General features: G+C 69.5%; 23 protein-coding genes and 1 tRNA gene. 3 read left to right on the plus strand and 21 right to left on the minus strand.

The features are described 5' to 3' along the window. Positions 1 to 62 precede the first annotated feature (62 nt). The 14 genes from FBY35_RS23995 to pgsA form a co-directional block, all read right to left on the minus strand. The gene (locus FBY35_RS23995) at positions 63 to 599 is read right to left on the minus strand and encodes an adenine phosphoribosyltransferase (RefSeq protein ID WP_142216057.1); all 537 of its coding nucleotides are present in this window, start codon (positions 597 to 599) and stop codon (positions 63 to 65) included. After that, positions 596 to 1,690, minus strand: a complete 1,095-nt coding sequence (gene secF, locus FBY35_RS24000) for a protein translocase subunit SecF (RefSeq protein WP_142216058.1) — start codon at positions 1,688 to 1,690, stop codon at positions 596 to 598. Before secF ends, FBY35_RS23995 begins: the two co-directional genes overlap by 4 nt. Position 1,691: 1 nt before the next feature. Beyond that, positions 1,692 to 3,449: a protein translocase subunit SecD gene (gene secD / locus FBY35_RS24005; protein ID WP_142216059.1), complete on the minus strand. Its 1,758-nt coding sequence runs from the start codon at positions 3,447 to 3,449 to the stop codon at positions 1,692 to 1,694. Between the two features lie 146 nt (positions 3,450 to 3,595). Next, on the minus strand, positions 3,596 to 4,087 hold the full coding sequence (gene yajC / locus FBY35_RS24010) for a preprotein translocase subunit YajC (RefSeq protein ID WP_142216060.1): 492 nt from the start codon (positions 4,085 to 4,087) through the stop codon (positions 3,596 to 3,598). A gap of 165 nt (positions 4,088 to 4,252) precedes the next feature. Further along, the gene (ruvB, locus tag FBY35_RS24015) at positions 4,253 to 5,332 is read right to left on the minus strand and encodes a Holliday junction branch migration DNA helicase RuvB (RefSeq protein WP_142216061.1); all 1,080 of its coding nucleotides are present in this window, start codon (positions 5,330 to 5,332) and stop codon (positions 4,253 to 4,255) included. A 31-nt stretch (positions 5,333 to 5,363) separates the two neighbouring features. Next, positions 5,364 to 5,987: a Holliday junction branch migration protein RuvA gene (gene ruvA / locus FBY35_RS24020; RefSeq protein ID WP_142216062.1), complete on the minus strand. Its 624-nt coding sequence runs from the start codon at positions 5,985 to 5,987 to the stop codon at positions 5,364 to 5,366. Next, entirely contained in the window at positions 5,984 to 6,526 is a 543-nt protein-coding gene (ruvC, locus tag FBY35_RS24025) for a crossover junction endodeoxyribonuclease RuvC (protein ID WP_142216063.1), read from the minus strand. The genes ruvA and ruvC overlap by 4 nt, the downstream gene beginning before the upstream one ends. A gap of 163 nt (positions 6,527 to 6,689) precedes the next feature. Beyond that, the gene (locus FBY35_RS24030; protein WP_142216064.1) at positions 6,690 to 7,442 is read right to left on the minus strand and encodes a YebC/PmpR family DNA-binding transcriptional regulator; all 753 of its coding nucleotides are present in this window, start codon (positions 7,440 to 7,442) and stop codon (positions 6,690 to 6,692) included. A 63-nt stretch (positions 7,443 to 7,505) separates the two neighbouring features. Beyond that, the gene (pdxT, locus tag FBY35_RS24035) at positions 7,506 to 8,105 is read right to left on the minus strand and encodes a pyridoxal 5'-phosphate synthase glutaminase subunit PdxT (RefSeq protein ID WP_142216065.1); all 600 of its coding nucleotides are present in this window, start codon (positions 8,103 to 8,105) and stop codon (positions 7,506 to 7,508) included. Next, positions 8,105 to 9,019: a pyridoxal 5'-phosphate synthase lyase subunit PdxS gene (gene pdxS / locus FBY35_RS24040; RefSeq protein WP_142216066.1), complete on the minus strand. Its 915-nt coding sequence runs from the start codon at positions 9,017 to 9,019 to the stop codon at positions 8,105 to 8,107. The genes pdxT and pdxS overlap by 1 nt, the downstream gene beginning before the upstream one ends. A gap of 144 nt (positions 9,020 to 9,163) precedes the next feature. Beyond that, positions 9,164 to 9,709: a LemA family protein gene (locus tag FBY35_RS24045; RefSeq protein WP_142216067.1), complete on the minus strand. Its 546-nt coding sequence runs from the start codon at positions 9,707 to 9,709 to the stop codon at positions 9,164 to 9,166. Positions 9,710 to 9,784: 75 nt separating this feature from the next. Further along, positions 9,785 to 10,945: a glycosyltransferase family 4 protein gene (locus FBY35_RS24050; RefSeq protein WP_142216068.1), complete on the minus strand. Its 1,161-nt coding sequence runs from the start codon at positions 10,943 to 10,945 to the stop codon at positions 9,785 to 9,787. Continuing rightward, the gene (locus FBY35_RS24055) at positions 10,942 to 11,838 is read right to left on the minus strand and encodes a phosphatidylinositol mannoside acyltransferase (protein WP_142216069.1); all 897 of its coding nucleotides are present in this window, start codon (positions 11,836 to 11,838) and stop codon (positions 10,942 to 10,944) included. The genes FBY35_RS24050 and FBY35_RS24055 overlap by 4 nt, the downstream gene beginning before the upstream one ends. After that, positions 11,838 to 12,503, minus strand: a complete 666-nt coding sequence (pgsA, locus tag FBY35_RS24060) for a phosphatidylinositol phosphate synthase (RefSeq protein ID WP_142216070.1) — start codon at positions 12,501 to 12,503, stop codon at positions 11,838 to 11,840. Before pgsA ends, FBY35_RS24055 begins: the two co-directional genes overlap by 1 nt. Before the next feature lie 266 nt (positions 12,504 to 12,769). On the opposite strand from pgsA, the gene FBY35_RS24065 reads away from it, so the two are divergent. Continuing rightward, positions 12,770 to 14,977 carry an elongation factor G-like protein EF-G2 gene (locus tag FBY35_RS24065; RefSeq protein WP_142216071.1) on the plus strand — a complete coding sequence of 736 codons (2,208 nt, stop codon included), beginning with the start codon at positions 12,770 to 12,772 and terminating at the stop codon, positions 14,975 to 14,977. Between the two features lie 163 nt (positions 14,978 to 15,140). Beyond that, positions 15,141 to 16,796, plus strand: coding sequence for a hypothetical protein (locus FBY35_RS24070; protein ID WP_142216072.1), 1,656 nt, complete (start codon positions 15,141 to 15,143; stop codon positions 16,794 to 16,796). 18 nt (positions 16,797 to 16,814) lie between these two features. Here the strand turns inward: FBY35_RS24070 and FBY35_RS24075 are convergent, their stop codons facing one another. The 4 genes from FBY35_RS24075 to FBY35_RS24090 all read right to left on the minus strand — a co-directional run bounded on the left by FBY35_RS24075 (position 16,815) and on the right by FBY35_RS24090 (position 21,468). Next, the gene (locus FBY35_RS24075) at positions 16,815 to 17,375 is read right to left on the minus strand and encodes an HIT domain-containing protein (RefSeq protein ID WP_142216073.1); all 561 of its coding nucleotides are present in this window, start codon (positions 17,373 to 17,375) and stop codon (positions 16,815 to 16,817) included. 92 nt (positions 17,376 to 17,467) lie between these two features. Then, entirely contained in the window at positions 17,468 to 19,444 is a 1,977-nt protein-coding gene (gene thrS, locus FBY35_RS24080) for a threonine--tRNA ligase (RefSeq protein ID WP_142216074.1), read from the minus strand. A gap of 207 nt (positions 19,445 to 19,651) precedes the next feature. Then, a complete protein-coding gene (locus FBY35_RS24085) occupies positions 19,652 to 20,872 on the minus strand; it encodes a hypothetical protein (protein ID WP_260848799.1) in 1,221 nt (406 codons plus the stop codon). Then, entirely contained in the window at positions 20,872 to 21,468 is a 597-nt protein-coding gene (locus FBY35_RS24090) for a DUF4365 domain-containing protein (RefSeq protein WP_186357052.1), read from the minus strand. Before FBY35_RS24090 ends, FBY35_RS24085 begins: the two co-directional genes overlap by 1 nt. A gap of 172 nt (positions 21,469 to 21,640) precedes the next feature. Here FBY35_RS24090 and FBY35_RS24095 point away from each other — a divergent pair, with 172 nt between their 5' ends. Beyond that, on the plus strand, positions 21,641 to 22,366 hold the full coding sequence (locus tag FBY35_RS24095; protein ID WP_142216076.1) for a 3'-5' exonuclease: 726 nt from the start codon (positions 21,641 to 21,643) through the stop codon (positions 22,364 to 22,366). Between the two features lie 38 nt (positions 22,367 to 22,404). Here FBY35_RS24095 and FBY35_RS24100 read toward each other — a convergent pair whose 3' ends face one another. From FBY35_RS24100 to FBY35_RS24110, 3 genes are all read right to left on the minus strand, one after another. Then, positions 22,405 to 24,075 (minus strand): carbohydrate binding domain-containing protein, encoded by a 1,671-nt coding sequence (locus tag FBY35_RS24100; RefSeq protein ID WP_142216077.1) that lies wholly within the window; start codon positions 24,073 to 24,075, stop codon positions 22,405 to 22,407. A gap of 309 nt (positions 24,076 to 24,384) precedes the next feature. Further along, a tRNA-Val gene (locus tag FBY35_RS24105) sits at positions 24,385 to 24,456 on the minus strand. Positions 24,457 to 24,495: 39 nt separating this feature from the next. Continuing rightward, positions 24,496 to 24,942 carry an SRPBCC family protein gene (locus FBY35_RS24110; protein ID WP_142216078.1) on the minus strand — a complete coding sequence of 149 codons (447 nt, stop codon included), beginning with the start codon at positions 24,940 to 24,942 and terminating at the stop codon, positions 24,496 to 24,498. Positions 24,943 to 24,953: the final 11 nt, after the last annotated feature.

Here is a 24,953-nt window from a genome sequence, read left to right on the forward strand (position 1 = left end):
TTCCGCGAAAGGGCGCCCCGGAAAGATCCCGGGGCGCCCTTGGCCGATCGGCTCTCGGTGGGTCAGAACGTGAGCAGTGCCTCCAGCGGAGCCCCGCGCAGCGCGGACTCCAGACGGGCTCGGCCGCCGAGGAAGCCCAGCTCCATCAGGACCGCGACGCCCGCGACATCGGCTCCGGCTCGCCGGATGAGCTCCAGCGAGGCCTCGGCGGTGCCGCCGGTGGCGAGGACGTCGTCGATGACCATGACGCGGTCGCCCGCCCGCAGGTCCTCGGCGTGCACCTCGATCTCGGCGCTGCCGTACTCCAGCTCGTACGCCTGCGAGAGCGTCGCTCCGGGGAGCTTGCCCGCCTTGCGTACGGGAACGAAGCCGAGCCCGGCCCGGACGGCCACGGGTGCGCCCAGGATGAAGCCGCGCGCCTCAAGTCCGACGATCTTCGTGGCCTCGCAGCGCTCGCACAGCTCCGCGAGTGCGTCGGTGAGGACCGTGAAGGCCGCCGGGTCCGCGAGCAGGGGCGTGATGTCCTTGAACATCACCCCCGGCTTCGGATAGTCCGGGACGTCACGGATGCGGCTGATCAGCAGCTCCGAGACGGTCATCGGCGCCTGCCCGACGGACGGCCACGGCCACGGTTGCCGCGGGGGCCCACGACGGCGCCGGCCGGAGCCACGTCTCCCGTCACCGAATCCACCGGCTCACCGGAGTCCTCCGCCGACGCGCCCTCGGCGGCTGCCTTCGCGCGCTTGGCGAGCACCCGCTTCTTCAGGGCCTTCATCTGCGGCTCGCGCTCCTTGAGGTCGGCGACGAGTGGTGTGGCGATGAAGATCGAGGAGTACGCACCGGCCGCGAGGCCGACGAACAGCGACAGCGAGATGTCGTTGAGCATGCCCGCGCCGAGGACGCCGCCACCGATGAAGAGCAGGCCCGCGACCGGCAGCAGCGCGACGACAGTGGTGTTGATGGAACGCACCAGCGTGCCGTTGAGACTGCGGTTGGCGATCTCGCTGTAGGTGTACCGCGTCTGCTTGGTGATGTCCTTCGAGCCCTCCTTGAGACCGTCGAAGACGACGACGGTGTCGTAGAGGGAGTAACCGAGGATGGTCAGCAGACCGATCACGGTGCCCGGTGTGACCTCGAAGCCCACGAGTGCGTAGATACCGATGGTGATCGTGAGGTCGTGGACCAGCGCGACCAGGGCGGCGATGGCCATCCGCCACTCGAAGGCGATCGCCAGATAGATGACCACCAGCAGCATGAAGACGGCGAGGCCGGTCCACGCCTTGTTGGCGATCTGCTCGCCCCAGCTGGGGCCGACGATCTCGGCGTTCTCCATCGGGACCTTCAGGTCCTCGGAGAGCTGCTTGCTGACCTTGTTCGCCTCGGTCTGGTTGAGCTCGCTCACCTGGATCCGCAGACCGCCGCTGCCGAGCTTCTGGACGATCGCCTCATGGCCGGAAGCCTCTTTGGCGTACGTCTGGGCCTGGCTGACGGAGACGCTCGTCTTGGGGGTGGTGAAGACGGCGCCACCCTTGAACTCGATACCCAGGTTCAGACCCTGCACCGCCAGGCCGACGATGGCCGTGATGGTGATCAGGATCGAAACCCCGTACCAGATCTTCCGCTTGGCGACGAAGTCGTAGCCGACCTCGCCTCGGTAGAGACGGGCGCCGAGAGTGCCAAGTCGCGACATCTCACGCCTCCTTCGGGTCGGTGGGGGCGGAGGCGCGACGGGAGCGGCGCAGCGGGGGCTTGGCACCGAGCCGCTTCGGGTCCAGTCCGGACCACGGGTGACCGTCCGCGAAGAACTTCTTGCGGGCGAGCAGGGTCATGACCGGCTTGGTGAAGAGGAACACCACGACCACGTCGAGCACGGTGGTCAGACCGAGTGTGAACGCGAAGCCCTGGACCTTGCCGACGGTGACGATGAAGAGCACCGCGGCGGCAAGGAACGACACGAAGTCGGAGACCAGGATGGTGCGCCGGGCGCGCGGCCAGGCGCGCTCGACGGCGGGCCGCAGCGTACGGCCCTCGCGGATCTCGTCGCGGATTCTCTCGAAGTACACGATGAACGAGTCCGCGGTGATACCGATCGCGACGATGGCACCACACACCGCGGGCAGGTTCAGGGCGAAGCCGATGCCCGGGCCGAGCAGAGCCATGATCACGTACGTCAGGATCGCCGAGACCATGAGGCTGAGGATCGCGATCATCGCGAGGCCGCGGTAGTACGCGACCAGGTAGATGATGACGAGCGCCAGGCCGATCGCACCGGCGATGAGGCCCGCCCGGAGCTGCTCGCCGCCGAGGGCGGCGGAGACGGTCTGGACGCTCTGCTCCTCGAAGGAGAGCGGGAGCGCGCCGTACGACAGGATGTTGCCGAGATCCTGCGCGGACTGCTGGGTGAAGCTGCCGGAGATCTCGGCGTTGGCGCTCAGCGTCTGCCGTACGGAGGGCGCCGAGACGACTTCGCCGTCCAGCACGATGGCGAACTGGTTCATCGGGGGCTGCTGCTGCGACAGCCGGCTGGTGATCTTCTGGAACTTCTTGGAGCCCTTGTCCGTGAAGTCCATGGTGACGATCCACTGGCCACGCCGCTGATCCAGCACGCCCTTGGCGTCGTCGACGTCCTTGCCGTCCACCTCGGCCGGGCCGAGAACGTACTTCTCCCACTGGCCGTCGGAGTTCTTGCCACAGGCGACCGTGGTGTCGCTGGGCTTGACGTTGTCACCGGCGGCGGCGCGGGCCTTCTCGTTCGTGCAGTCGAGCGCCAGGAACTGCTTCTGCAGCTTGTCGGCGCCCGCCGTGTCCCCGGAGGGGGTCGGCTTCGGCTTCTCGGAGGTCTTGGCCGAACCGGAGGGCGTCGGGGTCGGCTTCGGCGCCTTGAGGGCGTCGGTCACCGCGCGGCCCTGCGTGGTCGGCGTGGCCGTCGGGGTGCCGGACGGGGCGCCTGCCGTCGGCTTGCCCGTCTCCTTCGCCTTGCCGTCCTTGGCCTTGCCGGACGGCGAGGCGCTCGGCTTGGGCTGGGGAGCGGTGGGAGTACCGGCGGCGACCGTCAGCACTGGCCGGAAGTAGAGCTGGGCGGTCGTGCCGACCTGCTCACGGGCCTGCTGGGAGTTCGTGCCCCTGGGGATGTTGACGATGATGTTGTCTTTGCCCTGAGTCTGGACCTCGGCCTCGGAGACGCCCAGACCATTGACGCGGCGTTCGATGATGCCGACCGCCGTGTTCATGTTGGTCTCGTTGACGGCGTCCTCTTGGCCGGGCTGGCTCTTGGCCTTGAGCGTGATGGTCGTACCGCCTGCCAGGTCGATACCCAGGCGCGGTGTGAGCTGACCCGCCCAGAACATCCCGCCCGTGAGCGCGACCATGGCGATCAGGATCAGAGCCAGGGCGCGCCCCGGCCTTCCCTGAGCCCCCGCGGGCCTTCGGCCCCTATTCGGTGCTGCCACCTTCTCGTTTCTCCCTGTCCAACCGCCCCGCGCCGGGTGTGCGCCGGGGCGGCCACGAAGTGTTGTGGGGACCTGCCCCCGCAGAATTCAACACGACCGGGGGACCGCCGGGCACCGGTGGGCGCCTGCGCGGTCCCCGACCATGGCTACTTCGCGTCGGTCTCGCCGTCGGCCTTGCCGTTCTTGGCCTCGGCATCCTTCGGCTCGGCGTCTGCGGCCTCGGTGTCCTCGGGCTCGGCGTCGTCGGACTCCGGCTTCTTGCCGAGGTCGATCTTGGCGTCGTCCGAGGGGTCGGCGGCCTCGGTCAGCGAGGAAGCGTCGTCGGGAACGATGGGACCGTCAGCCTTGAGATCGCCCTCGCCGTGCACGAGGCGGTTGTACTCCTCGTCGTCGAGCACCGCCCCGATCGAGTTCTTGGCGAACACCAGGTGCACGCCGGGAGCGGCTTCGAGGAGAACCGTGTCGTGGTTGACCTCCTTGACGGTGGCGTACAAGCCGCCGATGGTCCGCACGCCGGTACCGGGCTGCATCTGGTCACGCATCTGCGCGGCCGCGTGCTGCTTCTTCTTGGCGGAGCGGGTCATCAGGAACATGGCCCCGATGAGCACGATAAAGGGGAGGAGGGTCAAGATATTCACGGGGCGGAATTCCTTCGCACGACCGCGCGGTATGAACGGCCTGATCTACGGGGGTGGGCACGCCGACCTGGAAGGGCGGCATCGGCGGAGTCTAAGCGAGTCCGCATCAATGGAACAACGCCCAGCATCCCACCGAGGTTCCTGGCCCGGCGAGTATCCGCGCCGTCACGCCCCGAAGAGGCCCTGCTGTCCGTTTGCACCCGAGGTCTGCTGAGGCGGTACGAGGCCGAGGTGGGCCCAGGCAGCGGGGGTGGCGACCCGGCCGCGCGGCGTGCGGGCCAGCAGCCCCTCCCGTACCAGGAAGGGCTCGGCCACCTCCTCGACGGTCTCACGCTCCTCCCCCACGGCCACCGCGAGCGTCGACAGTCCCACCGGACCGCCGCCGAAGAGCTTCAGCAGCGCCTGGAGGACGGCACGGTCAAGGCGGTCGAGTCCGCGGGCGTCGACCTCGTAGACCTTCAGGGCGGCGGCAGCCACCTCGCGGGTGATCAGGCCGTCCACCTTGACCTGGGCGTAGTCACGGACGCGGCGCAGCAGCCGGTTGGCGATACGGGGCGTGCCGCGGGAGCGTCCGGCGATCTCGGCGGCTCCGTCGGCCTCTATGTCGACGTCGAGAAGCTGTGCCGAGCGGTGGATCACGCGCTCCAGCTCCGCGGGCTCGTAGAACTCCATGTGCGCCGTGAAGCCGAAGCGGTCGCGCAGCGGCGGCGGCAGCAGCCCGGCCCGGGTCGTGGCGCCCACCAGGGTGAACGGCGGCAGCTCCAGGGGAATGGCGGTGGCTCCCGGGCCCTTGCCGACGATCACGTCGACCCGGAAGTCCTCCATGGCCATGTAGAGCATCTCCTCGGCGGGCCGCGACATCCGGTGGATCTCGTCGAGGAAGAGAACCTCACCCTCCTGGAGCGAGGACAGGATCGCGGCCAGATCACCGGCGTGCTGGATGGCCGGGCCGGAGGTGATCCGGATCGGGGCGTTCATCTCCGCCGCGATGATCATGGACAGGGTGGTCTTGCCGAGGCCGGGGGCGCCGGAGAGCAGGACATGGTCGGCGGTCGCGCCACGGGCGAGGGCCGCCTTCAGGACCAGGTCCAGCTGCTCCCGGACCCGTTCCTGGCCGACGAACTCGACCAGCGACTTCGGCCGCAGCGCCGCCTCGACCGCCTGGTCCTCGCCGTCGGCACAAGCGCCGACAAGCCGCTCTGCGGCGATGTCTTCGGTCGTCGGTGCGGTGTCGTCCCAGTTCACAGTGGATTGCCTCGCGCGTCGATGGCTGGAGTCAGCGGGTGCGGTTCAGGGTCTGCAGGGCAGCCTTGAGGAGCTGGCCCACCGGAGGTGCTTCCACGGCGGCCTCGGCCTGCGGGGCGACGGCCGCGACCGCCTCGTCCGCCTCGCGGGGGGCGTAGCCAAGGCCGATCAGCGCGGCGTGCAACTGGTCGCGCCATGCTCTCGGAGCCGTCGCGGCGGTACCGATGCCCTGCCTGCCGATGTGCCCGCCGACCGGTTCGCCCAGCCGGTCCTTCAGTTCGAGCAGCAGCTTCTGGGCACCCTTCTTGCCGATGCCCGGCACCGCTGTCAGAGCCTTCTCGTCACCGGTGGCGACGGCGAGACGCAGGGCATCCGGGGTGTGCACGGCGAGCATGGCCTGGGCGAGGCGCGGTCCGACGCCGCTCGCGGTCTGCAGCAGCTCGAAGACCTGGCGCTCGTCGTCGCCCGCGAAGCCGTAAAGCGTCAGCGAGTCCTCACGTACGACAAGGGAGGTGGCGAGCTTGGCCTCCTTGCCGATACGGAGCTCGGAGAGGGTGTTCGGGGTGCACTGGATGGCCATGCCGACCCCGCCGACCTCGATGACCGCGGTGGTGGGGGCGAGGGCGGCGACCGGGCCGCTCACAAAGGCGATCATGCGGTACGGCCCTTCGGTGCGTGCACGGTGCGATGTGCGGCGACGGCTTGCTGGAGGCGACGCTGCGCGGGCGCACGCCAGATGTGACAGATGGCGAGGGCGAGAGCGTCCGCGGCGTCGGCGGGCTTGGGCGGGGCATCCAGCCGCAGCAGCCGGGTGACCATCGCCCCGACCTGCGCCTTGTCGGCCCGGCCGGTGCCGGTGACGGCGGCCTTGACCTCGCTGGGCGTATGCAGGGCGACCGGGATGCCGCGCCGGGTCGCGCAGAGCATGGCGATCGCGCTGGCCTGCGCGGTGCCCATGACGGTGCGCACATTGTGCTGGCTGAACACCCGCTCCACCGCGACGAATTCGGGCCGGTGCTCGTCCAGCCACTGCTCGATGCCCTGCTCGACGGCGACGAGCCTTTGGCCCAACTCGGCGTCCGCCGGGGTTCGTACGACACCAACGCCGAGCATGGTCAGGGGACGGCCGGCGACGCCCTCGACCACGCCGACGCCGCAACGCGTCAGCCCCGGGTCCACCCCCAGTACGCGCACCCCGCCCCCCTCCTTGCGGCTGAACCGCCGCCGCTCTCGCGGAGGTGGTCACTCGCCGTCGTGCCTTCTCAATTGATGGTCGCGGTCGTCAGGCTAACCGGTGCCACTGACAAAGCGGCGGGCCGACGGGGTGTGTCCCGTCGGCCCGCCGCTTGACTGCCTGTCAGGCGTCGACCTTCTCCATGATCTCGTCCGGGACGTCGAAGTTGGCGAAGACGTTCTGCACGTCGTCGCTGTCCTCGAGCGCGTCGATCAGCTTGAAGATCTTGCGTGCGCCATCTTCCTCCAACTCGACCTGCATGGTCGGGACGAAGTTGGCCTCGGCCGAGTCGTAGTCGATGCCGGCCTCCTGGAGCGCGGTGCGCACCGCGACCAGGTCAGTGGCCTCGCTGAGCACCTCGAAGGACTCACCGAGGTCGTTGACCTCTTCGGCGCCCGCGTCGAGGACGGCGCCGAGAACGTCGTCCTCGGAGAGCTCACCCTTGGGGACGATGACAACGCCCTTGCGGTTGAAGAGGTACGAGACCGAGCCGGGGTCGGCCATCGAGCCGCCGTTGCGGGTCATCGCGACGCGAACGTCGGAGGCCGCGCGGTTGCGGTTGTCCGTGAGGCACTCGATGAGGACGGCGACGCCGTTGGGGCCGTAGCCCTCGTACATGATCGTCTCGTAGTCGGCGCCGCCGGCTTCGAGACCCGCGCCACGCTTGACCGCGGAGTCGATGTTCTTGTTCGGGACCGAGCTCTTCTTCGCCTTCTGGATGGCGTCGAAGAGGGTCGGGTTACCCTCGACATCGGCGCCGCCGGTGCGGGCCGCGACCTCGATGTTCTTGATCAGCTTCGCGAAGAGCTTGCCGCGCTTGGCATCGATCACGGCCTTCTTGTGCTTCGTCGTAGCCCATTTAGAGTGGCCGGACATCTGCCTGTCTCCTTCGCGTAACCCATTCCTGCTGCGTTCGGCAGAGATCCTACCGGGACGACGTCACCCGGCGGCGCGCACCATGTCCACAAACAGACCGTGCATCCGGTGATCGCCGGTGAGTTCGGGGTGGAACGAAGTGGCCAGGACACTGCCCTGCCGTACGGCGACGATGTGACCGTCGTGCTCGGCGAGCACCTCGACCTCGGCGCCGACCGACTCCACCCACGGGGCGCGGATGAAGACACCCTCGACCGGTCCGTCGGCCACGCCCGCGACCTCTACGGCCGCCTCGAAGGACTCGTTCTGCCGGCCGAAGGCATTGCGGCGGACGATCATGTCGATGCCGCCGAGCGTCTCCTGGCCCGAACGCGGGTCCAGGATCTTGTCGGCGACCATGATCAGCCCGGCACAGGTGCCGTAGACGGGCATGCCCGCAGCGATCCGCTCGCGCAGCGGCTCCGTCATGCCGAAGAGCGCCGCGAGCTTGGACATGGTGGTGGACTCGCCGCCGGGGATGACCAGGCCGTCGACCTCGGCGAGTTCCTCGGGGCGCCTGACCGGCCTGGCCACAGCGTCGGCCGCGGCCAGGGCGATCAGGTGCTCCCGTACGTCGCCCTGCAGAGCGAGAACTCCGATCACAGGGGAGCCGGGAGTGGTCATTACCAGCCTCGGTTCGCGTAGCGCTCGGTCTCGGGCAGGGTGTCGCAGTTGATGCCGACCATGGCCTCGCCGAGGTTGCGGGACGCGTCCGCGATGATCTTGGGGTCGTCGTAGAAGGTGGTGGCCTTCACGATGGCCGCGGCGCGCTTGGCGGGGTCGCCCGACTTGAAGATGCCGGAGCCCACGAAGACGCCTTCGGCGCCGAGCTGACGCATCAGAGCGGCGTCGGCGGGGGTGGCGACGCCACCGGCGGAGAAGAGGACCACCGGCAGCTTGCCCAGCTCGGAGACCTCCTTGACCAGCTCGTACGGGGCGCGGAGCTCCTTGGCGGCGGCGTACAGCTCGTTGTTGTCGAAGCCGCGCAGCCTGGCGATCTCGTTCTTGATCTGGCGCAGGTGGCGGACGGCCTCGACGACGTTGCCGGTGCCGGCCTCGCCCTTGGAGCGGATCATGGCCGCGCCCTCGGCGATACGGCGCAGGGCCTCACCCAGGTTGGTGGCGCCACACACGAAGGGGGTGGTGAAGGCCCACTTGTCGGAGTGGTTGACCTCGTCGGCCGGGGTCAGCACCTCGGACTCGTCGATGTAGTCGACGCCGAGGGACTGCAGCACCTGGGCCTCGACGAAGTGGCCGATCCGGGACTTGGCCATGACCGGGATGGAGACGGCGTCGATGATCTCTTCGATCATGGTGGGGTCGGACATCCGGGCCACGCCGCCGTCCTTGCGGATGTCGGCGGGGACCCGCTCCAGGGCCATGACGGCCACGGCGCCCGCGTCCTCGGCTGTCTTCGCCTGCTCGGCGTTGACCACATCCATGATCACACCGCCCTTGAGCTGCTCGGCCATTCCGCGCTTGACGCGCGCGGTGCCGGTCTCGGGGGCCTGCGGGGTGGTGGGAAGCGTGCTGGACACGGGTGGACCTCACTCGGTGACGACGTAGTAGTGCCTCACCGATGGAACATGCGCGGACCAGTCCACTGCAAGGGCCAATGAACAGCCGGTGGATCGTTTTCGAAGCTCAGGTGCGGGTGCTCAGGTGCAGGTGCTCGGGGAGGGTCAGCTGCCCGGGCGGTCCGCCAGGGCGGACGGCGGCTCGTCGTCCATCTCGAAGGCCAGCGGGAACGGTGCGTGGCCGGCCAGCCGGAACCAGCGGACCGTGCGGTGACGACGCAGGGCGCGGGCGGCGCGTACGGCGTCGTTGTGGAAGCGGCGCGCCATCGGAACGCGGCGTACGGCCTGGGCGAGCTCGCCCGCGGCATCCTCGCCGCCCGGGACCGCTCGTACCGCCTCGACCTGCGCGGCCTCGCCGAAGACCGCCCGCAGCGCGGCACTGAGCTCGCTCTCGGCGACCTCGCGGTGGTCCTCCTCCGCCTGACGGGCGGCGTGCGCGGCCTCGTACAGCACGATCGACGCGGCCGGATCGAGCACGCCGGAGGTGGCGAGCTCCTGGGTGACCGAGGCGCGGCGCAGCAACTGGGCGTCGAGCGCGGCGCGGGCGGCGTCGATACGGGAGTGCAGCCGGTCGAGCCGCCCGGCGGTCCAGCTCAGGTACAGGCCGATCGCGACGAGGGCGACGACGATCCAGATGAGGGTTACGGTCACGGGCGGCAAGGCTACCGGTGGGGGCGCGCCGCCTGCGGCGGGGCTGTTCCCCAATCAGTCCCGGGCCAGCCCGAATCAGTCCCGGGCCAGCCCGAACCTCGCCCGGAAGCCCGGCCTCTCGTCCGCCGCCACCGACGCCGCCCCGTCCGTCACCGTCTCGTAGACCGCCAGGATGTCCGATCCGACCGTCGACCAGTCGAACCGGCGTACATGGGCACTGCCCCGGGCTCGCAGTTCCTCCCGGCGGCCCGGGTCGCCCAGGAGGCGGACCGCCGCCGTGGCCAGTGCGTCCGCGTCCTCGTTGGCGAAGAGTTCGCCGGCGGCGCCCTGGTCCAGCACCTGGGCGAAGGCGTCCAGGTCCGATGCGAGCACCGGCGCGCCCGCCGACATCGCCTCGACGAGGATGATGCCGAAGCTCTCCCCGCCGGTGTTGGGGGCCACGTACAGGTCGACGCTCCGCAGCAGCCGTGCCTTGTCCTCGTCGCTGACCATGCCCAGGAACTCGACCTGCCGCCTCATGCCGACGGGCAGCGAGGCCACGGCTTCCTCCTCGTCGCCGCGCCCGGCCACCAGCAGCCTCGTCGCGGGCCGCTCGGCGAGGATCTTGGGCAGGGCCTTCATCAGGACCGGCAGGCCCTTACGGGGCTCGTCGATGCGCCCTATGAAGCCGATCGTGTCGCCCTGCCACTCGGCTTTCGCCTCGGCGTTGTCGAAGAAGCCGATGTCGACGCCGTTCGGGATGACGACCGCGTCGCCGCCCAGGTGCTCGACCAGGGTCCGGCGGGCGTACTCGCTGACCGCGATCCGGGCGCTGATCTTCTCCAGGGCGGGCTGCAGGATCGGGTACGCGGCGATCATCGCGCGGGAGCGCGGGTTCGAGGTGTGGAAGGTGGCCACGATCGGGCCCTGCGCGGCCCAGCAGGTGAGCAGGCCCAGTGACGGCGAGGCCGGCTCATGGATGTGGATGACGTCGAAGGTGCCGTCGTGCAGCCAGCGCCGTACCCGCGCGGCCGACAGGAAGCCGAAGTTGAGCCGGGCGACCGAGCCGTTGTACGGGACGGGTACGGCCCGCCCCGCCGAGACCACGTACGGCGGCAGTGGTGTCTCGTCGTCCGCCGGTGCCAGCACGGACACCTCGTGGCCGAGCCGGATCAGATGTTCCGCCAGGTCTCTGATGTGGAATTGGACGCCGCCCGGTACGTCCCAGGAGTACGGGCAGACGATGCCGATCTTCACAGCGGCCGCTCCTCGAGGTCCGCGAGCCACAGCCGCTGCAACATGTGCCAGTCCTCCGGGTGCTCGGCGATTCCCGTGGCGTAGGCATCGGCCAGCGCCTGTGTCATGGAGGACGTCTTCTCGGCCTTGGTACCTGTCTCGGGGACCTCGACAGGCGGGTGAATCTGGCCCCGCATGAGCGGCGCCTCGTCGTACCAGAGCGTCACCGGCAGCAGCAGCGCACCGGTCTGCTGGGCCAGCATCGCCGGTCCGGCGGGCATCCGGGCGCTCTCGCCGAAGTACGTCACCTCGACGCCCGATGCCGACAGATCACGGTCGGCGACCAGGCAGACCAGGCCGCCGGAGCGCAGCCGCCGGGCCAGCGTTCCGAAGGCGGAGCCGCCCGTGTGCGGCAGCACCTCCATGCCGAGGCTCTCGCGGTAGGCGACGAACCGGTCGTACAGCGTCTCGGGCTTGAGCCGCTCGGCGACCGTGGTGAAGGGGACGCCCACGGTCCGGGTGACCCACACGCCCGCGAGGTCCCAGTTCGCCAGGTGCGGCAGCGCGAGTATCACTCCGCGGCCGGAGGCGAGCGCGTCCGTCAGATAGTGGGCGTCCTTGATCTGGACGTTGTCGCTGACCCGCTCCGCGCTCCAGGTGGGCAGCCGGAAGGATTCCATCCAGTACCGCATGTACGAGCGCATGCCGGCCTTCGACAGCTCGGCAAGGCGTTCGGGGCCTGCGTCGGGCACGACACGGGCGAGGTTGGACTCCAGCCGCAGCACGCTCTTGCCGCGCCGCTTCCACGCGATGTCCGCGATGGTGCGGCCGAGCGCGGCGGCCACCGGCTCGGGCAGCTTCTTGACCGTGCTCCAGCCCAGGCCGTACAGGCCGTCGGTCAGCCGCTCCCGCATCACGTCGCCTCAGCCTCGTTCCCCTGCGCCGCGGCGGCGTCGGCCTCCGCGGACTCGCGTCGTACCGTCACGACGCGCTGCCCGAGCGTCACCAGGCTGCCCACGGCGACGATCCACAGCGCGATCGGCAGCAGGACTTCGATGCCCGGCACCCCGAAGGCGTGCAGACCCGCGAGCCCGGCCGCGACCAGTGAGATCACCAGCCGCTCGGCCCGCTCGACCAGGCCGTTGACCGCGACCGGCAGCCCGATCGCCTCACCACGTGCCTTGGTGTACGAGACGACCTGGCCGCTCGCCAGACAGAAGATGGCGACGGCGCACATCACATTGTCGTCCCCATTGCCCGCGTACCAGAGCGCGAAGCCGCCGAAGATCGCGCTGTCGGCGACCCGGTCGAGCGTCGAGTCCAGGAAGGCCCCCCAGCGGCTCGAGACGCCCGCCTGCCGCGCCATATTGCCGTCGACAAGGTCGGAGAAGACGAACGACGTGATGACGATCGTGCCCCAAAAGAACTCTCCCCGGGGGAAGAAGACCAGCGCACCCGCCATCACTCCGGCCGTGCCGATGAGCGTGACCGCGTCGGGGCTCACCCCCCGGCGGAGCAGAAACGCTGCGAACGGTGTGAGGACACGCGTAAAAAATGCACGCGCGTACTTGTTCAGCATGGCCTTCCCGAAGGGTCGGTGGGCCGAGTGGCCCCATCGGCCACCGGCTGGCCCATCGTAGCCAGGCCCGGCGCGCTCCACTGAGCCACACCCGCCTCCCACGGTCGCGTACGACGTATGGACGCACCGTGACGGGAGTGGAAAGCTCGAAAGACGACCGCGGGCATCGCCGGAGCTGCCCCGGACACGGTCCGGGACCTCCCTCATGGCTTCCCGCGCCCGCGGCCCCACTCTCCTCACCGGGCAATCGATCGGGAGGCAAGATCATGGGCGACAAGGCGAATGCACACCCCGGAGCCGCCGGCAGGGCAGCTACGGCCGACCAGCCCACATCCGTACGGAACGTGGTGCTGGTCGGCCACAGCGGATCGGGAAAAACAACATTGATCGAGGCCCTCGCGCTGACCGCGGGAGCGGTCAACCGGGCGGGCCGGGTCGAGGACGGCGCGACGGTCTCGGACTACGACGAGATCGAGCACCGGCAGCAACGTTCCGTCCAGCTGTCCCTGGTCCCCGTCGAATGGGGCGGGTACAAAATCAATCTGCTGGACACTCCCGGATATGCCGACTTCGTCGGGGAGCTCAGGGCCGGTCTGCGAGCCGCGGACGCGGCCCTTTTCGTTGTGTCCGCCGCGCAGGAGGCGGACGCGATCGCGGGCGCGACCCGGATGGTGTGGGAGGAGTGCGCCGCGGTGGGAATGCCGCGCGCGATCGTCGTCACGCATCTGGACACGGCGCGGACCGACTTCGAGGAACTGACCCGGGTCTGCGGGAGCATCTTCGGCGGCGACGACCCCGACGCCGTACTGCCGCTCTATCTGCCGCAGTACGGAGCGCAGCATCCCGACGGGCACGCCCCGGTCACCGGACTCGTCGGACTGCTGTCCCAGAAGATCTTCGACTACTCCTCCGGCGAACGGAAGGAGACTCCGCCCGATCCGGCGCAGGCGGAACTGATCGAGGAGGCCCGCAACCGGCTGATCGAAGGGATCATCGCCGAGAGCGAGGACGAGACCCTCATGGACCACTACCTCGGCGGCGGCGAGATCGACCTCAAGACGCTGATCGGGGACCTTGAGAAGGCCGTGGCGCGGGGCATCTTCCACCCGGTGCTGGCCGCGGCACCCGCGCCCGATGGCGCCAAGCAGGGGCTCGGCACGGTCGAGCTGCTCGAACTCGTCACCGGCGGTTTCCCGACCCCGCTGGAGACCACCGCCCCCGCCGTCACCACCCCGCAGGGCGCGTCACGCCCGCAGATCAGCTGCGACCCGGACGGTCCGCTGGTGGCCGAGGTGGTCAAGACCGCGTCCGACCCCTATGTCGGCCGGATCTCTCTCGTACGGGTCTTCTCCGGCACCCTGCGTCCCGACGAGACCGTCCATGTGTCCGGGCACGGTCTGTCCGACCGCGGCCACGAGGACCATGACGTCGACGAGCGCATCGGCGCGCTCTCCGTGCCCTTCGGCAAGCAGCAGCGCCCGCTCGGCCGGGTCATCGCCGGAGATCTCGGCTGTGTGGCCAAGCTGGCCAGGGCCGAGACCGGGGACACGCTCTCGGCCAAGGCCGACCCGCTGCTGATGGAGCCCTGGACGATGCCCGACCCGCTGCTGCCACTGGCCATCCAGGCACACAGCAAGGCTGACGAGGACAAGCTCTCCCAGGGGCTTTCGCGACTGGTCGCCGAGGATCCGACCATGCGTCTGGAACAGAACCAGGCGACGCACCAGGTGGTCCTGTGGTGTCTCGGTGAGGCCCACGCGGACGTCGCGCTGGAGCGGCTGCGCAACCGCTACGGCGTCCAGGTCGACGTCGTACCGCACAAGGTGTCGCTGCGGGAGACCTTCGGCGAGCAGTCGGCGGGACGCGGGCGGCATGTGAAGCAGTCCGGCGGACACGGCCAGTACGCGATCTGCGAGATCGAGGTGGATCCGCTGCCGGCGGGCTCGGGCATCGAGTTCGTCGACAAGGTCGTGGGCGGCGCGGTGCCCCGGCAGTTCATCCCGTCCGTGGAGAAGGGCGTACGCGCGCAGGCCGCGCGCGGCGTCGCGGCCGGATATCCGCTCGTCGACGTACGGATCACACTGCTCGACGGCAAGGCGCACTCGGTGGACTCCTCCGACGCGGCCTTCCAGACTGCGGGCGCGCTCGCGCTGCGCGAGGCTGCGGGCGATGCGCGCATCCATCTGCTGGAGCCGGTGGCCGAGGTGAAGGTTCTGGTCTCGGACGAGTACGTGGGTCCCGTGATGAGCGATCTGTCGGGGCGTCGCGGCCGGGTGGTCGGCACCGAGCAGGCGGGCGGTGGGCGCACGCTCGTGCGGGCCGAGGTGCCGGAGATCGAGATCGGGCGGTACGCCGTGGACCTGCGGTCGATCTCGCACGGCACCGGGCAGTTCAGCCGCTCCTACGCCCGACATGAGGCGATGCCGCCCCAGCTGGCCGACAAGATCCGTGAACAGGCCGAGCACGGTTCGTAGGTGACAGTGCCGCCCGCCGACTCCTTTGGGGCGGGCGGCACTTCAATCCTGTGACGAGGACCGTGCGCCCCCGATACGCTGTGGTGCCCCAGCTCAGAAGGTGTGCGGGGCACGGTAGTTGGGAACAGGCCGCAGTGCGGATGCTTGCGGCGAGGGGGCGGTAGTGGCGACCGACAGTTTCGATTTCACTCCCGGGGCACAGGTCCCGCTCCTGGGCTCGGCCGGACAGACGGCGGCGACGCATGCGCTCGCCTCCGCCGCGTACCGCGACAGCCCGGTCAAGGACCTGCTCAACGCCAACAGCGAGTGGCACAAGTCCGAGGTGAAACCGGGCAAGTTCTCGCTGTTCGAGCCGAATCTGGGCGAGGCGTTCTCGCGGGCGGTGCAGCTGCGGATGCTCGGCGGCGCTCGCAAGGCACTGATCCAGTCCTTCGGCACCGAGCCACAGGCGGTGGTCGAGCACTGCCTGGCCGCCAACCGTATCCGCAAGGAGCGCGACGCCAGACTCACTGGTGTGATGGCCGTCTTCGGGCTGCTCTTCCTGCCGGGGCTGCTGCTGTGGCTGGCCGTCTTCCAGCTCCGGCGGACGATCGCGGGGGCCTCCAACAAGCGGGCGGGGGCGCTGGGCACCCTGCTGCTCGTCGCCATCGGCGGCCTGGCCGTGATCTTCCTGATCCGGCTGCCGTTCGGAGGCCTTCTCGGGTACTACATCCGCGGCATGATCGTGGCGCCGGTCGTCGGCTGGGTGCTGGCCAAGCGGATCTGTGAGTCCACGGCCAAGGATCTTCGCGCGCGCTGGGACAGCCTGCTGTCGGGCGGCGGTATCGGCGCCAAGGTGCCCGAAGCCGTCCCCGGGCACCCCAATGAGACCGCGCGCGAGCAGCTGCGCCAGGGCCTGGAGAAGCTCACCGCCGAGCAGCAGTCCAACGCCGTCTTCTACGCGGGCCCCAAGGGCATACTCGGCATGGGCACCCGCTGGGGAAGCTGGCAGATGGCCGAGGAACTTGTCTCCAAGGAATCGGGCAAGGACATCAACCAGTTCCGCAGCTGGGACGTGATACGAGCGGTCCACGACAAGCTGAAGATGCTGGAGCGCGGCCCGCTGAACTCCGGCGGCTTCCCCACCCCTTCGGTCAAGCACTGGATCGTGGCGCCGGTCGGCGAGAATGCCGGGGAGGTGTCCCGGCCGGAGGGCCAGGACGTGGAGACCTTCCAGGTCAAGGGCCACGAGATACAGCGGATCTGCAATCACCAGCAGTTCGGCGGCGGGAACCGCCACTATCTGGGCGTGCAGTTCACCCTCTGGGACGGCCAGTTGGTGATCACCATGATGATCACCGTGACCGTGCTCCACGAGACGCTGCGTATCGAGGTGACCGGGCATGCTCTCGGCCCGGTGCACTCGCTCTTCACCACCAAGCCCGCGCCCAAGACCGTCACGGTCGCCAAGACGGTCCGCTTCTGGGAGACCGTCGACCGGGTGCTGCCTCTGGTGGAGACGCCCGAGGTGGTACGGCTCGCGGTGCGCGCGCCCTTCACCTGGTATCCGCCGCTGCTCGACTTCCTCGGCGGCAAGCTGGTGCTCCCCGAGCCCTTCGGGCTGCGCCACGCCTGGGCCGAGAAGCCCTGGCGGCACCGTTTCATGGCTGACGACGCGATGCGTGCGGCCACGCCCGTCCTGCGCGTCACGCACGCGGCGGCGATGAGGGTGCTCGAGGAGAACGGCGTGGACACCGAACGCTTCGGCAACCGCTCCATGATCGTCAGCGGCTTCGTCCAGGACCCCACGCCGCGCAACGCCGACCTCTACGACGCGTAGGGGTCACGGCCCGCCTCTTCAGGAGGCGGGCCAGGCCTCCGCCAGCATCGTGCGGGTGTCGGCGAGCAGCTGAGGCAGGACTTTCGTGTGCCCGACGACCGGCATGAAGTTGGTGTCCCCGCCCCACCTCGGCACGACGTGCTGATGCAGATGCGCGGCGATCCCCGCGCCGGCGACCGTGCCCTGGTTCATTCCGATGTTGAAGCCGTGCGCGCCCGACGCCTTGCGCAGCGCGGTCATGGCGTCCTTGGTGAACTGCGCGAGCTCGGCGGTCTCCGCGTCGTCCAGTTCGGTGTAGTCGGCGACATGACGATAGGGCACGACCATCAGGTGCCCGCCGTTGTACGGGTACAGATTGAGCACCGCGTAGACCTGCGAGCCGCGAGCGATGACAAGCCCGTCCTCGTCCGACTTGGAGGGGATGACGCAGAAGGGGCAGCCGTCCTCGGCCCCCGGACCGGTCGGCTTGTTCTCTCCCTGGATGTACGCCATGCGGTGGGGTGTCCACAGGCGCTGGAACGCATCCTGCGTCCCGACTCCGATCTGCTGCTCCGGCTCAAGCGTCATGTTGTGCAGCATATGACTTCGCCCGGCCGCACAGACGGGAGACCCCCACAGCGCTGATCGCGCTGCGGGGGTCTCCTGCGGCCGGTGTCTCCGGGCGGAGGGCGTCAGAGCTGGACGCGCTCCTCGACGACCTTCGCGATCTTCGCGATGGCCTCGTCGACGGGGATGCCGTTCTCCTGCGATCCGTCGCGGTAGCGGAAGGAGACCGCGCCGGCGGCCATGTCCTCGTCGCCCGCGATGACCATGAAGGGCACCTTCTGCTTCTGCGCGTTGCGGATCTTCTTCTGCATGCGGTCGGAGGAGGCGTCGACCTCGACGCGAAGCCCCTTGGTCTTGGCCTTGGCGGCGAACTCCCGAAGGTAGGGAATGTGCGCGTCACCGATCGGAATGCCCAGTGCCTGGACCGGCGCGAGCCAGGCCGGGAACGCGCCCGCGTAGTGCTCGAGCAGCACCGCGAAGAACCGCTCGATCGAGCCGAACAGCGCGCGGTGGATCATGACCGGGCGCTGCTTGGCGCCGTCGGGACCGGTGTACTCCAGGTCGAAGCGCTCGGGCAGGTTGAAATCGAGCTGGACGGTGGACATCTGCCAGGTACGGCCGATGGCGTCCTTGGCCTGCACGGAGATCTTCGGCCCGTAGAACGCGGCGCCGCCCGGGTCGGGGACGAGCGGGAGGCCCTGCTTCTCGGCGACCTTGCGCAGCGTCTCGGTCGCCTCCTCCCAGACCTCGTCGGAGCCGACGAACTTCTCCGGGTCCTTGGTGGACAGCTCCAGATAGAAGTCGGTGAGGCCGTAGTCGCGCAGCAGGTTCAGCACGAAGGTCAGCGTCGAGTCGAGCTCGTCCGCCATCTGCTCCTTGGTGCAGTAGATGTGCGCGTCGTCCTGGGTGAAGCCGCGGGCCCGGGTCAGGCCGTGCACGACGCCCGACTTCTCGTAGCGGTACACGGTCCCGAACTCGAAGAGACGCAGCGGCAGTTCACGGTAGGAGCGGCCGCGCGCATCGAAGATCAGGTTGTGCATCGGGCAGTTCATGGGCTTGAGGTAGTAGTCCGTGCCCTCGTCGAGCTGCATGGGCGGGTACATGCCCTCGGCGTACCAGTCCAGGTGGCCCGAGGTCTCGAAGAGCTTCCCCTTGGTGGCGTGGGGGGTGTAGACGAACTCGTACCCCTCCTCCTCGTGCCGCTTGCGGGAGTAGTCCTCCATGACCCGGCGGACGACACCGCCCTTGGGATGGAAAACCGCGAGACCGGAACCGATCTGGTCCGGGATGGAGAACAGGTCCAGCTCGTTGCCCAGCTTGCGGTGGTCGCGCTTCTCGGCCTCGGCAAGGAACTCCAGGTGAGCCTTGAGCTCTTCCTTGGAGGGCCAGGCGGTGCCGTAGATCCGCTGCAGCATGGGGTTCTTCTCGCTGCCGCGCCAGTACGCGGCGGCGTTGCGCATCAGCTTGAACGCCGGGATGTTGCGGGTGCTGGGCAGGTGCGGACCGCGGCACAGGTCCTTCCAGCACAGCTCGCCCGTCTTGGCGTCGAGGTTGTCGTAGATGGTCAGCTCGCCGCCACCCACCTCGACGTCTGCGCCGTCGTCGGAGGACGCAGAGCCCTTGATGCCGATGAGCTCCAGCTTGTACGGCTCGCCTGCGAGCTCCTCGCGGGCCGCTTCGTCGGTGACGACGCGGCGCGAGAAGCGCTGGCCGCGCTTCTGGATCTCCTGCATCTTCTTCTCGATGGCCTTGAGGTCATCGGGGTGGAAGGGCTTCTCGACGTCGAAGTCGTAGTAGAAACCGTCCTTGACCGGCGGGCCGATGCCGAGCTTGGCCTCGGGGAAGAGCTCCTGCACGGCCTGCGCCATCACGTGCGCGGTGGAGTGCCGAAGGATGTTCAGTCCGTCCTCGGAGGAGATCTCGACGGGCTCGACCTCCTCGCCGTCCTTGACCTCGTACGCGAGGTCCTTCAGCTCGCCGGCGACGCGGGCGGCGACGACGGTGCGCTCGCCGGGGAACAGGTCGGCTGCCGTGGTGCCCGTGGTCACCACGCGCTCTTCCCGCTCGGAATCGCGTTGGATGATCACACGGACGTCTGACACCGGTCTCTCCTGACTGAAGGGGGGCGCCGCAGTGGTGGTGGGCGCGCTACGAATCGTACCGAGCCGGTGGGGTGCGCCGCGAAACGGTTGATTCCCCGGGGCTCCGCACGGGACCCCGCGCCACGGGTACCTCCCACGGCTGCCGGGCCGTAGGAGGAGGGCGGGCAGGGCGGGGACAAGGCGCACCGCAACCCCCCGCCCGCCCCCTCACTCCTCCTGACACGCCTCCTCGAAGAAGTCCAGGTTCTCCTGGAGCGACTTCATCAGCCGGTCCCGCTCCGCCTCGTCCACCTGCACCGGAACCACATTCGACGCATCCGTCAGCCGCCGGAACCCCCCTCGGCTCTCCAGGCGCCCCACGACCCGGATCGGCAGGCCGACCAGGTGCGCATGGCCCGCCGTGCGATAGGAGTCCTCGTCCAGCGCCACCCTGACGTGCGGCACCTCCGCTCCGGCCAGGACGCGAAGCCGTACCGTCCCGGACCCGCGCGGCCCGGACCGGCGCATCCGGACCACCGTGCCGGTGATGCGGACCGGCACGGACGGCTCGCCCTGGAGGTAGCGGGCGCCGGCCTCGCGCAGCGCGGGCAGGTCACCGGGCGAGAACTCGACCGGTTCGTTCCGTGGCGCGCAGCCCTCGGGGACTCCCGCCGCGGGCGACCACTCCAGCGCCACCCGCGCCCCCTCGGCCCCTCGCACCAGCGCGATGATCGCTTCCGTCAGTTCGCGGCTCACTCCCGCCTCGACGGCCGCGTCGAACGCCTCCATCCCGCCCGTCGCGCGCTGGTAGTCCGCCGCCTCCCGCGCCGCCTGCAAGGCGTGATACAGCCGCACCACGACCGCCCGCCCGCTCTGCACCGGCACAAACGCGGTGAGGCTGCGCCCGCCGGGTGCCGGTCCCACCAGGACCCCCTCCAGCGAGGCCTGCGCCTGCCGCCGGTGTCGCGCGCCGTAGTACCCCGCGCGGCCGCGGGCGGCCAGCGCACCGGCCATCAGCATCTGCCGTGCGGCTCCCCGCAGTTGCTCCTGTACCGTCCACGACACAGCGCCCGACGGCCCGTGGGGCACATCACGCAACCACCGGATCTCGTCGCTCGGCACGCTCAGTCCGACGAGCACGTCGCGGGCCGAGGGCGCGGCACTGCGCGCGAGCGCGGTCAGCGCCTCGCTCAGCAGGTCCTCGCAGTCCGGGAACGACCTGCTCTCGGGCACCAGCAGACTCGTCCCGCCCGTGGCAGGCCCCGGCGGCGTCCAGCGTGCGTACCGCCCGGCTGCTCCACCGCGCCGCCGCCAGCCGTGCCGGTCCAGGAGCGCCGCGAGGACCAGGGGGTCGACGTGGGCGGGGTCGGGCTGGCCGCCTCCGTACCAGGCACCCGGCAGGTCACCCGTCGGATGGGGCCGTACCGACTCGTCGAAAGGCCGCTGCATCAAGGTCTCCCTCCCACCCCGACCCGGGTCATGATCTCGCAGAGGGCCCGGTCGTCGAAGATCCGCGAGGTCGGGATCCGCACAGTGGTCCTGTTCCTGCCCGTCACCGGGTGGCCTGCCAGGTTGGTCCAGTAGCAGCAGTGCCGCAGATCGAGCCGGTCGTGACTGGCGCGCAGCCACTCGCCCTGGGTCCGGGGGACGAGCATCACGACGAGGATCTTGTGCACGGACACCGGGGTGCGGGCCAGCTTCACCAGATGGTCGTTGTCGAGGGTGAAGGAGAACACCGGTCCCGGTGGGTGCGGCGGAATCTGGTACGTGCACTTGAGCTGCACTTTGATGGTCACCTCGTCGTCGACGGTGTGACCGGCCGAACTGTGGCTGACATGCCAGTCGATGCCGTTGTCCGGAAAGGGCTGCGAAAGGGAGCAGCCCGCCGCGGCGGCGACGGCATGCAGATATCCCACCTGGAGTGTCTCCATGCAGGCGGTGGTGGCGAGTGCTCCGCGCAGCGGTGCTGTCCGCTGGGACGGCAGCCCTCCCCCTCGGCCTTCGGCCTGGGAGGTACCCCCAGACTCAGGCTGCGTGAGCGCCATGGCTCCTCGTGCCTTCCGGGCTGTGCCGATCGATGTCCCCTGGACGGAACGTCAAATTGCGTACCCGTCATCTGTGTTGTCACCGCCCGGCGTACGGCGCAAACAGCCCGGGTATCACCGATTCGGGCAGGCGGATCACGCCATCTGCCAGGCTTGTGCGAGGAGTTCGGGGATGACGCGCTGGTATGACGGCCCCCTGGCCGCATTTGACACTGAAACCACCGGAGTCGACGTCGAGGAGGACCGCATCGTCTCGGCTGCGGTCGTCGTCCAGGACATGACGGGCGGCCGCCCGCGCGTCACACGCTGGCTGGTCAATCCCGGGGTGCCCGTGCCTCCGGGCGCCACCGAGGTGCACGGGCTGACGGACGATCACCTTCAGCGCAACGGCCGCTGGCCGGCGCCCGTGATGGAGGAGATAGCGAGGCTCCTTGCCGAGCAGTGCGCGGCGGCCCGCCCGCTCGTGGTGATGAACGCACCCTTCGATCTGACCATCCTGGACCGGGAGTTGAGGCGCCATCGCGCGGCGTCGCTCGCCCAGTACCTGGAGAACGCTTCGCTGTGCGTGCTGGATCCGAGGGTCCTGGACAAGCATCTGGACCGCTACCGCAAGGGCCGCCGTACCCTCTCGGACCTGTGCGACCAGTACGAGGTGGTGCTGGACGGCGCCCATGACGCGGCTGCGGACGCGATGGCGGCGCTCGAGGTCACCCGGGCGGTGGGGCGCCGTTTCGCCTCGCGCCTGGAGCGTCTTGCCCCCTCGGAGCTGCATACGCGGCAGGCGGTGTGGCACGCGGCGCAGGCACGCGGGCTGCAGGCGTGGTTCGCGCGCAGTGGTACGCCGGAGGAGGTCGACCCGCACTGGCCGCTGCGTACGAACCTGCCGGCCGCGGCCTGATCCGGGTGGCGCCCCGGGCGGGGCGCCACCCGGTCTCGTCAGCCGGTGAATCCCGCGGTGATGGAGGTGAATTGCCAGGTGCTCTGGCTGATGCCGGAGCAGTTGCTCACCACGCCGCCGCCCGGGCAGGGACGGTCACGGTTGACCGACCAGTACGCGAGCCGCGCGATGTGATGGGAGTTGGCCCAGTCCTTGATCTGGGTCCAGGTCGCCGGACTGGTCAGTTCCTGCTGGTCGCTGAGGCCGTTCATGCCCGAGATGCCGATATGGGCGTAGGCGGTGGCGTCCGACCAGCCGAAGGTGCTCTTGAGCTTGGTCTTGAGCCCTTCGGTGGCGTTGACGGTGTTGCCGTACATGTCGGCGCCGCCGCCGAAGTCGAAGGGCATGATGGTGAAGACGTCGATGTCGGCCTGGAGTGCGTTCGCGCGCTCGATGAGGCGGCTGCCCCACCAGCTCGGGCCGGTGGTGCTGGTGCCGAAGGTGAGGATGGTCTTCAGGCCGGGGTTGTTCTGCTTGACGATCTTCAGCGCGCCGATGATCCGGTCCTGGACGACCTCGTTCTCGAACTCGTCGCTGTTCTCGATGTCGACGTCGATGGCCTTCAGGCCATAGGCGCTGATCACCTTCTGGTAGGCGCCGGCCAGGGCCTCGGGCGTTGAGCAGTTCGGGCCGAGCTTGTTGCCGCTCCAGCCGCCGATGGACGGGACGATGTCACCACCCGCGCCACGAATAGCGTTGATGGTGGACTGGTCGGCGCCCCCGGTGAGCGGGCGGTTGCCGTCCCAGGCGGGGTTGCAGCCCCCGGAGGAGAGGATGAAGGCCATGGTGAACCACTTGATACCGGTCGCGCTCATCACCGAGGTGGCACTCGGCGGATCGCCCCAGCCCAAGTAGAGGTACGGGGCGGCCTGCTTGAAGCCGGTGCCACCGCCGCCGCCCGCGTCGGTCGTCACACTGACGGTGGTCGACGCCGGTGAGACGTTGCCTGCCGCGTCATGGGCCCGGACGGTGAAGCTGTACGAGGTGCTCGCGGCAAGACCGCTGACGGTGGCCCCGGTGCCGGTCACCGTGGTGGCTCTCGTGGAGCCCTGGTAGACGTCGTAGCCGGTGACGCCGACATTGTCGGTCGACGCGCTCCAGGCCAGGGAGACACTGGAGGACGACGTGCCGGTGGAGTGGAGATTCGTTGGTGCGGTGGGCGCCTGGGTGTCGCCGCCCCCTCCGCCGCCGGGGCCGTCGAGGCTGATGTCGTCGGCGTTGTAGGTGCCCTGCGCGTACCAGCCGTGGACGTAGATTTCGGCGGTGGTCTGCGATGCGCCGGTGGTGAAGGAGACGGACAGCTTGGTGTACGCGGTCGCGGACGGAGTCCAGGTGGACGTCCCCCCGGTCACGCCGAGGTAGACGTAGCTGCCGCGCACCCAGCCCGAGAGCGTGTACGCGGTGTTGGGCTGCACGGCGACGGTCTGGGTGCACTGGGCGTTGTCGCTCGCGCTCACGGCACCGGCGAGCGCCTTCGTACCGCTGTGCACGGGGCTGCTCACCACCGAGCCGAGTCCGCCGGTGCATGACCAGCCGGACAGAGAGCCGGTTTCGAAGCCGGGATTGCTGAGCAGGTTGGCGGCCTGGGCCGTGCCGGGCACGGCGAGCGATGCGGCTGCGGCGAGCAGCGCCGCACCGAGTCCGGCCAGAAGGCGATTTCGGATACGCACATGACCTCCCGGTGAAGGGGTGGGGGCGGGTCGTCGGACCGGACGCGGCGCCACGATTGGTCTGGACCTGCGAGGCGGATTAGAGCGGAATGGCGCGCCCACGTCAAGAGCCCGGGGAGCCAACGGCCGCCACCCGCAGGGAAGTTGAAGCCTCTTCGGAAAGGGGGAGGCAGAATCCCCGGAGATTGGTCTACGCCTTTCCGGGGGCGGTAGCGCGGAGGATCCCCTCCGGGCGGGTCATTGGTACAGGCTTGTGGCCCGCAAACGCAGTGAGGCCGGTCCGTCGACTGACGGACCGGCCTCTCCCGGTGGGCGATACTGGGTTCGAACCAGTGACCTCTTCGGTGTGAACGAAGCGCTCTCCCACTGAGCTAATCGCCCGGGAACGCACTGAACCATACAGGTCCCTGCTGGTTTCCTTCAAACTCCGTCCAGGTAGGCGGCAAGTCCGCGCCGGCCCCCGCGCATCATCACCGCATGGTTGGCACGGAAGACCGGGCGGCACGGCACCGCGAGCCGCCTCATCAGCGGCTTGCACACCTCCACCTCCTGTTCGTACAGCGCCCGGGTGCCCGCGCCGAGCGCCGAGAGCGTCCATCGCGCCCAGCCCTTCAGGTCCCCCTCCATGCCCACTTCGAGCACACCCGCCGCCGGGTCGCGCCGCTGGGCGCGGGCGGTGACGAGCAGTTCGTACGGGAGGAAGGAGCGGAAGCGGGCGGTCCCGGTCAGCTCGTCGAGCTGGGTCACCTCACGTACCTGGGGCCACCAGCACGGGTAGTCCTCGGCCCGCTCGAGCACCGCGTACACGGCGGCGGGCCGGGCGGTCAGATCCCAGATGCTGCGGAAGCGGTACCGGCACCAGTTCATGGCCCAAGTCT

The organism is Streptomyces sp. SLBN-118 (assembly GCF_006715635.1).
In the GTDB taxonomy this organism is placed as follows: Bacteria; Actinomycetota; Actinomycetes; order Streptomycetales; family Streptomycetaceae; genus Streptomyces.

Bases quoted from the DNA above. Each gene is read 5' to 3' on its own strand.
- pdxT (WP_142216065.1), bottom strand. From the start codon at position 8,105: ATGACCACTCCCGGCTCCCCTGTGATCGGAGTTCTCGCTCTGCAGGGC.
- pgsA (WP_142216070.1), bottom strand. From the start codon at position 12,503: ATGCTGAACAAGTACGCGCGTGCATTTTTTACGCGTGTCCTCACACCG.
- FBY35_RS24085 (WP_260848799.1), bottom strand. From the start codon at position 20,872: ATGCAGCGGCCTTTCGACGAGTCGGTACGGCCCCATCCGACGGGTGAC.
- FBY35_RS24055 (WP_142216069.1), bottom strand. From the start codon at position 11,838: ATGCGGGAGCGGCTGACCGACGGCCTGTACGGCCTGGGCTGGAGCACG.
- FBY35_RS24030 (WP_142216064.1), bottom strand. From the start codon at position 7,442: ATGTCCGGCCACTCTAAATGGGCTACGACGAAGCACAAGAAGGCCGTG.
- FBY35_RS24095 (WP_142216076.1), top strand. From the start codon at position 21,641: ATGACGCGCTGGTATGACGGCCCCCTGGCCGCATTTGACACTGAAACC.
- FBY35_RS24075 (WP_142216073.1), bottom strand. From the start codon at position 17,375: ATGCTGCACAACATGACGCTTGAGCCGGAGCAGCAGATCGGAGTCGGG.
- FBY35_RS24065 (WP_142216071.1), top strand. From the start codon at position 12,770: ATGGGCGACAAGGCGAATGCACACCCCGGAGCCGCCGGCAGGGCAGCT.
- FBY35_RS24110 (WP_142216078.1), bottom strand. From the start codon at position 24,942: ATGAACTGGTGCCGGTACCGCTTCCGCAGCATCTGGGATCTGACCGCC.
- secF (WP_142216058.1), bottom strand. From the start codon at position 1,690: ATGTCGCGACTTGGCACTCTCGGCGCCCGTCTCTACCGAGGCGAGGTC.
- FBY35_RS23995 (WP_142216057.1), bottom strand. From the start codon at position 599: ATGACCGTCTCGGAGCTGCTGATCAGCCGCATCCGTGACGTCCCGGAC.
- ruvA (WP_142216062.1), bottom strand. From the start codon at position 5,987: ATGATCGCCTTTGTGAGCGGCCCGGTCGCCGCCCTCGCCCCCACCACC.
- FBY35_RS24090 (WP_186357052.1), bottom strand. From the start codon at position 21,468: ATGGCGCTCACGCAGCCTGAGTCTGGGGGTACCTCCCAGGCCGAAGGC.